At 35.9% G+C, this 11963-nt stretch carries 10 protein-coding genes; 6 read left to right on the top strand and 4 right to left on the bottom strand.

The window, feature by feature from the left end; translation table 11 throughout:
* Nucleotides 1–3: 3 nt before the first annotated feature.
* Together ACFQ39_RS14765 and gldJ are read right to left on the bottom strand one after the other, a co-directional pair.
* Nucleotides 4–1281 carry a UDP-N-acetylmuramoyl-tripeptide--D-alanyl-D-alanine ligase gene (locus ACFQ39_RS14765; protein ID WP_377180366.1) on the bottom strand — a complete coding sequence of 426 codons (1278 nt, stop codon included), beginning with the start codon at nucleotides 1279–1281 and terminating at the stop codon, nucleotides 4–6.
* Nucleotides 1282–1348: 67 nt separating this feature from the next.
* Nucleotides 1349–3037 (bottom strand): gliding motility lipoprotein GldJ, encoded by a 1689-nt coding sequence (gldJ, locus tag ACFQ39_RS14760; protein ID WP_377180364.1) that lies wholly within the window; start codon nucleotides 3035–3037, stop codon nucleotides 1349–1351.
* Between the two features lie 188 nt (nucleotides 3038–3225).
* On the opposite strand from gldJ, the gene porU reads away from it, so the two are divergent.
* The 4 genes from porU to ACFQ39_RS14740 are packed head-to-tail and all read left to right on the top strand — an operon-like array spanning nucleotide 3226 to nucleotide 9041.
* Complete coding sequence (gene porU / locus ACFQ39_RS14755; protein ID WP_377180362.1) at nucleotides 3226–7002, top strand: type IX secretion system sortase PorU; 3777 nt, start codon at nucleotides 3226–3228, stop codon at nucleotides 7000–7002.
* A 26-nt stretch (nucleotides 7003–7028) separates the two neighbouring features.
* A complete protein-coding gene (porV, locus tag ACFQ39_RS14750) occupies nucleotides 7029–8171 on the top strand; it encodes a type IX secretion system outer membrane channel protein PorV (RefSeq protein ID WP_377180360.1) in 1143 nt (380 codons plus the stop codon).
* Nucleotides 8171–8653 (top strand): cytidine deaminase, encoded by a 483-nt coding sequence (gene cdd / locus ACFQ39_RS14745; RefSeq protein ID WP_377180358.1) that lies wholly within the window; start codon nucleotides 8171–8173, stop codon nucleotides 8651–8653. Before porV ends, cdd begins: the two co-directional genes overlap by 1 nt.
* 1 nt (nucleotide 8654) lies before the next feature.
* Nucleotides 8655–9041, top strand: a complete 387-nt coding sequence (locus tag ACFQ39_RS14740) for a group III truncated hemoglobin (RefSeq protein WP_377180356.1) — start codon at nucleotides 8655–8657, stop codon at nucleotides 9039–9041.
* Here ACFQ39_RS14740 and pepE read toward each other — a convergent pair.
* Nucleotides 9036–9731, bottom strand: a complete 696-nt coding sequence (pepE, locus tag ACFQ39_RS14735; protein WP_377180355.1) for a dipeptidase PepE — start codon at nucleotides 9729–9731, stop codon at nucleotides 9036–9038. The two genes, ACFQ39_RS14740 and pepE, sit on opposite strands and share 6 nt — an antisense overlap.
* Before the next feature lie 75 nt (nucleotides 9732–9806).
* Here pepE and ACFQ39_RS14730 point away from each other — a divergent pair, with 75 nt between their 5' ends.
* Nucleotides 9807–10577 carry a hypothetical protein gene (locus ACFQ39_RS14730; protein ID WP_377180354.1) on the top strand — a complete coding sequence of 257 codons (771 nt, stop codon included), beginning with the start codon at nucleotides 9807–9809 and terminating at the stop codon, nucleotides 10575–10577.
* A gap of 3 nt (nucleotides 10578–10580) precedes the next feature.
* Complete coding sequence (locus tag ACFQ39_RS14725; protein WP_377180352.1) at nucleotides 10581–11312, top strand: hypothetical protein; 732 nt, start codon at nucleotides 10581–10583, stop codon at nucleotides 11310–11312.
* On the opposite strand, the gene ACFQ39_RS14720 is transcribed toward ACFQ39_RS14725, so the two are convergent.
* A complete protein-coding gene (locus ACFQ39_RS14720; RefSeq protein ID WP_377180350.1) occupies nucleotides 11309–11905 on the bottom strand; it encodes a DNA-3-methyladenine glycosylase family protein in 597 nt (198 codons plus the stop codon). The two genes, ACFQ39_RS14725 and ACFQ39_RS14720, sit on opposite strands and share 4 nt — an antisense overlap.
* Nucleotides 11906–11963: the final 58 nt, after the last annotated feature.

The following is an 11963-nucleotide window of genomic DNA, read 5'->3' as shown; positions in this document are numbered from 1 at the left end:
ACCCTATAGTAATTCCAGTACTCTTTCCAAAGCCATTCCCCGAGAAGCCTTCACTAGCACCACTCCTCTAAGAAATTCATTTTTGTTTATTCCTGCTTTTAGTTCATCAAAAGTAGGATAGACAACAATTTTATTTTCATCATAATTTGTTGCAGCAAAATTTTTCCCTACTAAAATAATTTTGTCCAAATCGGAATTTTGCAAAAGATCTGTGATTGCTTGATGTTCTTCATGGCTTTTTTCTCCAATTTCGAACATATCCCCTAGAATTACCATTTTTTTATTATCGCCTAGTTGAAACAAATTCTCGAGCGCAGCAACCATGCTATTAGGATTAGCATTGTAGGCATCTAAAATAATTTTCAATTCACCTTTTTGAATAATCTGTGAACGGTTATTTTGAGGGATATAAGCCTCAATTGCTTCTTTAATCTTAAACGGTTCAACTTTGAAATAACAACCAATCGCAATGGCTGCACAAATATTGGCAAAGTTGTATTTCCCTATTAATTGACTACTCACCGACATATGATTGAATTCAACCACTACAAAAGGATCTGCCTTAATAAATGAGATTGGGTAATCAGATCCTTGCGGACCAAAAGTTTTCCTTAGCTGATCTTTTGATCTTTCCAATTGTACTTCATCATTTGCATTGACAAAAACCATTTTGTTTCTCGCGGCTAGTTCTCTATACATTTCAGTTTTCGATTGAATCACACCCGCCAGATTTATAAACCCTTCTAAATGGACTCTACCAAAATTTGTGATATAACCAAAATCTGGTTCGGCAATTCTACATAAAAAGTCAATTTCTTTGGGATGATTCGCCCCCATTTCAACAACCCCGATCTCCGTTTTGGGCGTCATAGAAAGTAAAGTCAAGGGCACACCAATATGATTGTTCAAGTTACCCCTTGTAGCACCGCAATTAAATTTTTTAGATAAAACGGCTGTAATTAATTCCTTTGAAGTAGTTTTTCCATTGCTACCCGTCATGGCCACTATGGGTAAATCAAGTTTCCTTCGATGAAACCGAGCCAGCGCTTGTAATGTTTCCAAGACGTTGTCAACCAAAATAAACTTGTCATTCTTTGCAAATTCCAATTCATCAACTACGGCATAAAGTGCTCCTTGAGCCAAGGCCTTTTCTGCAAAAAGATTCCCATTAAAACGATCTCCTTTAAGCGCAAAAAAAATGGCATTTTTCAGATCTTTTCTCGTATCTGTTTCAACCTTATAATGCTCTGAATATAGGTGGTATAATTGTTCTAATTTCATGGTATAAATATAAAAAAACTCAACACCGTTTCCGATATTGAGTTTTTCTTTTATGAATTAATTTAAATTATTTTACTTTTCTTCCTTCTTTTCTTCTTTTTGAGTAAGACATCTGTCCTAATTTATCCGTAGCACATCTGAAACCGATATAATTTGTAGCCATATACTCTGGCAAATATCTTCTTTGAGATGGATCTAACCAAAATGCTCTGTCTTTCCAGGAACCTCCTTTGTAAACTCTAGTTTGATCACTAATCAGAGTGTGTCTTGTCTTGGTATCATACTGCTGAATGATTAAACCGCTCTCTCCAATTTGTCTTGGAATTTCTGGTGAATTGTACATTCTTGGTTTGATATCATCGTCCATTTCATCATCCATCATCTGGAATTTATTCGTCGAAGCTAAATCTCCATCTCTGCTGTCAATATTGTAAGCTTTCTCGTAATTTCTACGCATAAAAGCATCTCTTTTCGTAATAGGAACATATTTAATCGAGCCTGGTAAATCTTTGGGTACTAATTTTCCGTTGTCTAGTGTGTCAAATTCAACAGAATTATAATCTACCACAACTACATTTCCAAATTCATCTATTTTCTTTTTCTCGAAAACATTTCCTCTAAAATAGCTAAAGTCATTAGCATCGTTATCAATAATTGGACGGTAAACATCAGCTACCCATTCTGCTACGTTACCTGACATATCATATAGTCCAAACGCATTGGGCTTATAAGATTTAATTCGCATTGTAATATCAGCACCATCATTACTCCAACCGGCTAGCCCACTATAATCTCCCTTTCCTTGTTTGAAGTTAGCCAACTGATCTCCTTGATATCTTCTTGAATCCTCTCTTGTGGTATTACCATCCCACGAATATTTCTTGCGACCTCTAATTGAATTGTACTCTCTGTTTTCTACTTCTGCTTTTGCAGCGTATTCCCATTCTGCCTCTGTAGGCAATCTAAATCTTTGAGCAAGAATACCATCAGATATTTTTACATGTCTTCCTGTAAACGAACCTTTAGGTTTCTCCCCAGATTTTTTTGAATAATCCTTAATTCCTTTATAGTAAATACTTGAATCTCCGTCAAATAATAAATTCGGGTTTGCTAGATATGTTTCTGTATCAAATCGATTTGCTCCTTCAACTTTTAATGAATCATGATCAAAAAGGGTATGTAAAACACCTTTCTCTATCAATATTTTTTCATTTACACGGTCGGTTCTCCATTTACAATATTCAGTAGCTTGTCTCCAAGAAACACCTACAACCGGATAATCTGCATAAGCAGGGTGACGCAAATAGTTCTCTGTTAACAATTCGTTATACCCTAATGTATTCCTCCATACCAATGTATCTGGCAAAGCTGCTTGATAGATTTTTCTGTAAGTATCATCTGATGGTGGGAAAACCTTTTCTAAATATTGAAGGTACAATACATACTCGCGATTTGTTACTTCGGCCACATCCATATAAAATGAACGCACCTGCTGCTTCACCGGAGTTGTATTCCAGTCAAACATCACATCGTCTTGAACAGACCCCATCGTGAATGTTCCTCCTTCAATTAATACCATCCCCGGTGGTGGTGGAGTTTCCCTAAAACTAGGATTTGTCTCAAATCCTCCATATTTCGGATCGTTGTATTCCCATCCTGTTAAGGTAGAAACACCCTTACTGCTTTTATTACAACTCGTAAGAGCAACCGCAGATAGAAGAATGATTAATAATTTGTTACTGCTAAACTTTTTCATAATTTTTTGTTTGATTACAATGTAGAGCAAATGATTTTAAAATTTTCTCGTCAATTACTGCCGTTCGGAAAATTAGGAACGGTTCAAGTATAACGATTGTTTTTTTTCTTTATTATGTTTAATGTTGTATTTTCATTGAACTTTAGTATTTAGCCGCAATTTTTATGCCTCAAATCAAATTCTTCTTGATGATTTTTACATTACTCATGTCTTGTAAAATGATTGCACAAAATACTGAAAACAATGTGGTTAACCTTCATTGGAAGACTACCCAAGTAGTTATTAAATCAGGGGTGCAAGTTACGATTCCTACCTTGGAGAATGAAATTTTTAATGAAAATCTTTTACCTGTTTTTAGTACCGATATACCTATATCTGATTTAAACCAAAGTTATACTTATGATTTTATAGACATCAAAACGCAAATATTCCTAAAAAATGAACTTCCACAGAATAGTTTAGCCTTTATTCCTAGTCAACCTCAAATTACACATCATAAAACGTATCACAACAAACAATGGGTTGACAGAATTTCTGTTATACCAATTTATAGAGAAAATGGTGCTATTAGAAAGATCATTTCATTCTCCTACAAACAAACTCCTGCACAGAACAATCAAAGTCGAAACAACCTTAATAAGTCAGTGGTATCAAATTCCGTGCTTTCCCAAGGAACTTGGTATAAATTCTCAATTGATACGAGTGGAGTTTTTAAACTCGATAGAGATTTTTTGAATAAACTCGGGATTAGTACCCAGAATATAAATCCTAACAATATTAGAATATTTGGAAATGGCGGGAAACTGCTTCCCCAAGCCAACAGCATTGCAAGACCAGCAGACTTAATAGAAAATGCGATTAAAGTAGTAGGTGGAGAAGATGGGCGATTTGATAATAACGACTATATCCTTTTTTTCGGTCAAGGACCTGAGAGCTGGAATATCGAAAAGATACTACAAAACAGCAACCATGTGAATCATATTTATTCTGACCTGTCCTATTATTTTATTACAGTAGATCAAGGTAATGGTTTGAGAATAGGAGAAAAAGAGCAAGTAGAAATCCCAAACCCTATCTCAATAAACACCTATCATGATTTTTATGTCCATGAATTAGACGAACGCAATTTATTCGCCAATGGTCAACAATGGCTCGGTGAAGATCTTAGCTTTTCCAATAGCCTGAGTTTAAACCTTCCTTTTGAGAATATGGCAGCAAATGAAGATCTATGGGTCAGATTTCGAGGTGTTACGATTTCCAGTACATCATCTCAGATGAGTCTTTCTGTAAATGGAGTCCAAACCATTGACCTTAGTTTTGCGCCAGTCTCAAACAATTCTCTTCGATTGGCAAGTACGGCTGAAGGAATTCAATTAATTCCAGCACCCAATACCAGTTTAAAAATAGATGTTAATTTTAACAACAATGGTAATCCTTCCGCCCGAGGTTTCTTAGATTACATCGAAATTATTGGTACTAAAAAACTAGTGGCCAATGGAAATCAATTTATTTTTAGAAATACTCAGGTTACAGAAAACAATGGTTATGAGTTTACAATCGATGGTAAACAGAACATAGACGAGTTATGGGACATTTCTGACCCATACAACCCCATAGAAATTAAAGATAATTCTACCGATAACACTTTTAAATTTCAAGCAAGAGGCGGTGAAAATAGTGCTTTTATTGTGTTGAACGATTCTGATTTTTACACGCCGACTATCCCCGAAAACAGTAAAGTTGCAAATCAAAATCTCCATTCACTCAAAGATGTGCAATATGTTTTGATTACTGATAAAACATTGATATCAGAAGCGAAAAGGCTTACAGATTATCATCAAAAAAAAGGTTTAACCACCGCCTTGGTAGATATTGAGCATGTTTATAACGAATTTAGTTCCGGCGCACCGGATGTGACCGCCATTCGAGATTTTGTTAAATTCCTTTATGACAATGCAAGTTCGACCACTACCCGAATTAAATATTTATGCCTCTTTGGAGATGCTTCTTTTGACTTTAAAGACGGAATTGATCAAAACAACAATATTGTCCCGGCATTTCAATCTTATGAAAGTTTTGATTTAGCCAGAGGATATGTGACCGATGATTATTTTGGCATGATGGCAGGTAACGCAGGACTTCTTTCCGGTTCAGATCAGCAAGAGGTTGCAACTGGTCGAATTCCAGTCTCTAATTTAATAGAAGCAAAAGCAGCTATAGATAAAATTTTAACCTTTGAAAATAATTCTTTTGGAGATTGGCGTAATGAGATAACAATGGTTGCTGATGACCCTGATGACCCATCCGAATTTGTGCTTCAACAGGCAGTAGATCAAATAGCCCAGGATATAGAGCAAAATCATCCGGTTTTTAATATCAAAAAAATATATGCAGATGCCTATCAACAGGAAACCTCGGCTGGTGGCGAAAGATATCCAAGTGTAAACTTAGCCATTGACAATGCAATTAACGCCGGAACACTTTTAGTCGATTATTTTGGTCATGGGGGTGTTGATGGATGGGCAAACGAACGCATACTGGAAGTCCCTCAAATTCAAAATTGGACAAACACTCCTTATTTTCCTCTGATGATTACAGTTACCTGCGAGTTTTCTAGATTCGACAATCCTTTGCGTCCCTCGGCAGGTGAGTATGTTTTCTGGAGTCAAAATGGGGGCTCGTCAGCCATGATAACAACCACCCGCGAAATTTTTATCAGCACCGGACAAATTTTTAATAGAAGTTTGATCAAAAACTTATTAAACCTCGACAATCGGCAGTCTATGGCCGAGGCATTAATGCAAACGAAAAATCAAAATTTTAGCACTCAGAAATTCTTTGTCTATCATTTTGGTGATCCTGCTATTCAATTAGGTAGAGCCCAACCCAATGTGCAAATCAGCAAACTGAATGGCATAGATATAACTCAATCGAAAGATACCCTTAAAGCACTTTCTAAAATTAAAATTGAAGGATGGATTACCAATAGCAACAATCAGATTCTAGATGACTTTAATGGAGAAATTAGCACAACTATATTCGACAAACCATTGGATAAGACAACCTTAGACAATGATAATTTCGGACGAAAAATGGAATTTACTTCAGTTGAAAGTAAGATTTTCAGAGGTCGGGCTACAGTGTCCAATGGAAAATTTGAACTTACTTTCGTTGTTCCCAGAGATATCCGTATTGCTTTTGGAAAAGCAAAATTCAGTTTCTATGCGAATAATTCAGCCTTAGAATTTGCCGGACTGAACAATGAGATATTGATTGGGGGTTTGAATGAAAATGCGGAAGAAGATAACCTTGGTCCAGAGATAAAACTTTTTTTGAATGATGAGTATTTCGTGGAAGGAGGAAATACGGACAGTTCGCCTGTGCTTATCGCAAATTTATTTGATGCTTCGGGCATTAATACTTCCATAACGGCGGTTGATCACGATATCATTGCTATTTTAGACAATGATGAAGCCAATCCCATTGTGCTAAACGACTATTATAAAACAGAACTTGATGATTTTACCAGGGGTGAGGTGAGATATAAATTATCAGATTTAGAACCCGGCGTTCATACTATTTTATTTAAATGTTGGGATACATACAATAATCTATCCGAATCTGCGTTAAATTTTGTTGTAGTAGACGATAGTGGATTAGTTTTAAGTAATGTGCTAAACTATCCCAACCCCTTTGTAAATTATACTGAATTTTGGTTTAATCACAACAAGCCCAATCAGTTACTCGAATCACAAGTGCAAATTTTTACCATTTCCGGTAAATTGATCAAAACCTTGCAATCGAGTATTCAGACAAATGGTAATTTATCGAGGGAGATAAATTGGGACGGATTAGATGATTTTGGAAATAAAATCGGAAAAGGTGTGTATATTTATAAATTAAAGGTAACAGTCCCATTATCAAACCTTACTGCAGAAAAAATAGAAAAATTGGTAATTTTATAGCCTGAAACCCTTGTAACAATTCTTAGATGAAATCATTAAGCGCTCTACTACTAATCACCTTACTATCCTTCAATCTTTATGCTCAAGACGAACCTAATCCTATTACTACAGCAGCACCCTTTTTATTAGTAGCACCAGATGCACGTGCCGGTGGTTTGGCAGATATGGGAGGAGCAACCTCAGCAGATGCCAACTCATTGCAATACAACGCGGCGAAATTCGCTTTTTCTCAAGCACAATATACCATTGGTCTTAACTATACTCCTTGGCTTCGAAACCTCACCAACGACGTTTTTGTGGGGAATTTAAATTTTAGTCAACGATTAAATGAAAGAAGTGCATGGGCGACAAGTTTAACTTACTTTTCTTTAGGCACAATTGATTTAACCGATGATACGGGACAAATCATTGGATCTGAGAATCCGAATGAATTTGCCTTGGCCGGTGCATATGCGCTCAAATTAAGTGAAGAGTTTTCCATGGGAGTTGTGCTCAGGTATATCCGATCTGATTACGCCCTACGGGTTGAAAACTCAGATTTGAATAGGGTGAATACTTTTTCCGTGGATATCAATGGTTTTTATCAGACCGAAGAAAAGTACTACAATAATTTTAACGGTCGCTGGAGGGCAGGTTGGAACATCTCCAATATTGGTCCTAAAGTACAATTAACCGGTAGTGGCGATGAGAGTTTTATCCCAACCAATTTAAAATTAGGAGGTGGATTTGAATTTATTTTAGACAATGTCAATTCTATTACAACAACTTTAGAATTAAATAAGTTGCTTGTTCCCACTCCTCCAATTATTGATAGACAAACAGGAGAAATTATTGCCGGAAAAGACGATAATGTGAATTTTCTTGAAGGAATGGTTCAGTCTTTTTATGATGCTCCTGATGGATTTTCTGAAGAAATGAATGAAATTATTTGGTCTTTGGGTGCCGAGTACATGTACAATAATACGCTTGCTTTGAGAGCAGGATATTTCCATGAAAATGAAATGAAAGGTGGCAGACAGTATTTTACTTTGGGAGCTGGTTTTAAATTCAGAAGTAGTATGTTAGACATCTCCTATTTGGTAAATACATCGGATGTAAATAATCCGCTTGAAAATACGTTACGTTTTTCATTGACCTTTAATTTAGGTGATCTTTATGACAACTATTAATGAAAGATCTTGAACATCAAATTAAATTTATCGAAATAGAAGATCGTTTATCTTTGAACGAACAGGAAAAAGAATTGCTCAGTATAGCCGAATCGGCACGTGACAAAGCCTATGCGCCTTATTCAAAATTTTTAGTTGGCGCGTCTGTCCTATTAGAAAATGGCAAAATCATTACAGGTAATAACCAGGAAAACGCTGCCTATCCTTCGGGAATGTGCGCAGAAAGAGTAGCTGTTTGGAAAGCCATGTCCGAATTTCCTGAATTAGAAATTAAATCTGTTTTTATCGTTGCGAAATCTTTAAATCATAAAATTACCGAACCGATACCTCCTTGCGGCGGTTGCCGACAAACGCTTTTGGAATATGAATTCCGTCAAAAGAAGCCTATAACAATCTACTTCTCAGGCGAATCAGGTAAAATTATTAAAGTTGAAAGCATCAATCAACTTTTGCCCTTTGCCTTTAATCCCAATTATTTGTAGCATGAGAGACATACAGAATCGGACAGATCTCAAAGTGATCGTTGAGTTGTTTTATGAGAAACTGTTGTCTGACAAAAAGATCAATCATTTTTTTGAAAAATTTAGAGACCCAAAAACCTTGGCAGAACACCTGGATATTTTAGTCGATTTCTGGGACAATATCGTTTTTTACTCTGGAACTTACCAACGCAATGCTATGGCGTCCCATTTGATGCTCCACAGAGGACACCCAATGAAACCGGAGCATTTCGACACTTGGCTCAACCATTTATCTGCCGCTATAGATAAAAATTTTCAAGGCGATAATTGTCATATCTTAAAAACAAGGGCCTTATCCATCGCTACGGTCATGAGAATCAAAATCAATGAGTTGGATCAAAATTCATAAAAAGGTTCCTGATTCTATTTCAATTGTAGGCTCATCCTTTCTAAAAATTCTCGCTTTCAAATCACCTTTTAAAACAATTTTTTCACCAATCACTTCTAACCAACTTCCTTCTCTCAGCCCAACCACGGGCGAATCATTGAGCGTATGGTATTCCTTTATCCTGGTTTCTCTGGTTTCTCCCTGATGTTTTGAATTTGGGTCAGGGTCCACATAATGCGGATTGATCTGATAAGGAATACAATTCAAAGTTGTAAAACTAGGCGGATAAACAATAGGCATATCATTGGTCGTTTGCATGGAAGGACCGGTTATGTTACTTCCGGCACTTGTACCTAAATATGGTGTTCCAGATTTAATGCTGTCAGACAAAACGTTCATCAAGTCTAAATCGTGTAATGTTTTTACCAATAGAAATGTATTACCACCGCCTGTAAAAATTGCATCGGCATTGCAAATGGCATTTCTTGGGTCTTCAAATTCATGTATCCCACTGAGTTGTTTGCCTAATTTTGAAAATGCTTCTTGCGCTTTAAATGTATAATCATCGATAGCAATCCCTCCAGGTCTGGCATAAGGAATAAAAAGAATTTCATTTACCGATTTAAAAAAATGGATTAATTCTGGCAGCAAATACCCTAAATATTGACCTCCATATATAGTGGAAGTACTGGCGATGATCATTTTTTTCATATAAATTATTTATTGTTCAATTTAACAAAAGTTTATTAGACAGATTTTATATCCTTCTCTTTATTTTTACGGTCGATGAAAAAACTTACCCTTCTCATTTTATTATTGACAGGTCTGGCAAATGCTCAAAACGACAGAGTTGTTTTGAGGGGTTTAGTGCATGCAGATTCGATCCGCATTACAGATGCCCATGTCATTAACCTGAGTTCGAAAAGAGGAACATCCACAGATGATCAGGGTGTTTTTACCATTTGGGCAAAAGTGTCTGACACAATTATCATTTCAAATCTGGCGTACTACGATAAAAGTTGGGTGCTTTCTAAAGAAGATATAAAAAATACAACAACCTTGTTCAGATTAACTCCCAGACGCATCGAATTAGAGGAGGTACTTTTAAAAAAAACAAATAATATGGCCGGTGCGCTCAACCTACCCAATGCCGGAAAAGAACCTCTGACAAAATTAGAACGACAATTGAATCAATACAGTCAGGCGAGCACACCCCTTGTAGTTCTCGGAGCCCTGTTGGGCCAAAAAGGTGGAATCAGCGATCTCTATAATATCATTAGTGGCAACAGAAAAAAACATAGAAAACTAAATCAATATATACAGGAAGACATGGAGCGAGATCGATATTTCTTGATTTGTGAGGAAATACAAGAACATTTTGGAGAAAGCTTTTTTACAGAAATATTAAAGATCCCTAAAGAATGGATTAATCCATTTTTACTACATTGCAAAAAGTTTAATGTTTCCTATTTGTTTGAAGAACAAAGATACCTCGAACTCACTGATGTGTTCATAAGAGAAAAAGGCTATTTCTTGGAAGCTGTTCAAAATGAATAAATCGTGCTAAAAAAATTAATTCTATTTTGTTTTCTTCTTTTCATCGCATTTACCTCAAATGCACAGGAAGAGCGCATTGTTTTAAGAGGTGAGTTAATCAATGAAGAGCAATCAACAGAAGATATTCATATCATCAATCTTACGAGCAGAAGAGGCACCTTGAGCGATGCTTTGGGGCACTTCGAAATTGAAGCCAAAGCATCAGATACGCTCTTAATTTCGAGCCTTATTTTTGATAAAAATGAAATTATCGTCACCCAAAAGAATATTTCAGATCAAGTAATTACAATCAATCTAAACATCAAAGTTGAAATTTTACAAGAAGTTTTTGTAAAAAACAAAGAGTTATTGATCGTAACGGATACCCCCGCCGTTAAAGTTAGCGCTAAAACCTTGGCCTTGCCAAATAATGACGCCCGTATATTAACTCCAATAGAAAGAAAAGTAAATTATTACAATAAAGGAGGGAATATAGATAAGTTATACGGAATTCTATCAGGCGATTCTAAAGCGCTAAAACAAATGCAATCTGCTGTGAGTGATGATGAAGTGTTAGACTTGATCCAAATTTATTTTTCAGAAAAATATTTTATCTCTTTACTCGGAATCCAGGAAGATAGAATAACAGAATTTTTAAATGTCTGTCAGCAAAGAAACATCGCACAATTGTATAGAAAAGAAGCATTTAGCGAACTCATTTCTACCCTGGAAGATTGCAGTAAAAGTTTCGATTAAATTTTCCAAATGTACTTGCTGGCCAAACTTCTATAGGGTCGCCAACACTCAGAAATCTCGATCATTTTTTTCTTCAATTCGGTTTTTTCTTCATCTAATTGATAGAGTCTTTTTATACCTTGTTGTATCCCTAAATCGTCGATAGGAAACACATCAGGTCGGTCTAAAGGAAACATCAAGATCATTTGAGCCGTCCACTTTCCTACTCCTTTGATCTGCGTCAATAAATCGATAATTTCTAAATCAGACAACAAGATCAACTTCTCAAAAGACAGATCGTTTTGCAAAGAAAATTCAGCTACATTCTGCAAATACCTCGCCTTATTGAAAGATAAACCGGCATTGCGTAATTCAATTAAATCGTTATTAAGTAATTTTTCTGGCTCAGGATAAAGGTCAAACAAATCTAAAAAACGCTTCCAGATGACATCGGCTACTTTACCTGATAATTGCTGCGAAACAATTGATCGTAATAAGGATTGATAAATGTCGGTCTCAATGGATGGAGTAATGCGCAAACCGGATGAAAGGATGGCATTGTATAAAATCAGATCGCTTTGGTAATGCGGGATAATTTCTTGGTAGGCTTTCAATTGGGTTTTCTTTAATTGGTTTAGATTTGCATTTTTTACGAAGTTAACAAATATTCAA

This window comes from Namhaeicola litoreus, assembly GCF_042679565.1.
GTDB lineage: Bacteria > Bacteroidota > Bacteroidia > Flavobacteriales > Flavobacteriaceae > Namhaeicola > Namhaeicola litoreus.
Note: the sequence above shows the minus strand (reverse complement) of the source record. Positions and strands in the feature narration are given on the sequence as shown.

Bases quoted from the DNA above. Each gene is read 5' to 3' on its own strand.
- cdd (WP_377180358.1), top strand. From the start codon at position 8,171: ATGAAAGATCTTGAACATCAAATTAAATTTATCGAAATAGAAGATCGT.
- pepE (WP_377180355.1), bottom strand. From the start codon at position 9,731: ATGAAAAAAATGATCATCGCCAGTACTTCCACTATATATGGAGGTCAA.
- gldJ (WP_377180364.1), bottom strand. From the start codon at position 3,037: ATGAAAAAGTTTAGCAGTAACAAATTATTAATCATTCTTCTATCTGCG.
- porV (WP_377180360.1), top strand. From the start codon at position 7,029: ATGAAATCATTAAGCGCTCTACTACTAATCACCTTACTATCCTTCAAT.
- ACFQ39_RS14740 (WP_377180356.1), top strand. From the start codon at position 8,655: ATGAGAGACATACAGAATCGGACAGATCTCAAAGTGATCGTTGAGTTG.
- porU (WP_377180362.1), top strand. From the start codon at position 3,226: ATGATTTTTACATTACTCATGTCTTGTAAAATGATTGCACAAAATACT.
- ACFQ39_RS14730 (WP_377180354.1), top strand. From the start codon at position 9,807: ATGAAAAAACTTACCCTTCTCATTTTATTATTGACAGGTCTGGCAAAT.
- ACFQ39_RS14765 (WP_377180366.1), bottom strand. From the start codon at position 1,281: ATGAAATTAGAACAATTATACCACCTATATTCAGAGCATTATAAGGTT.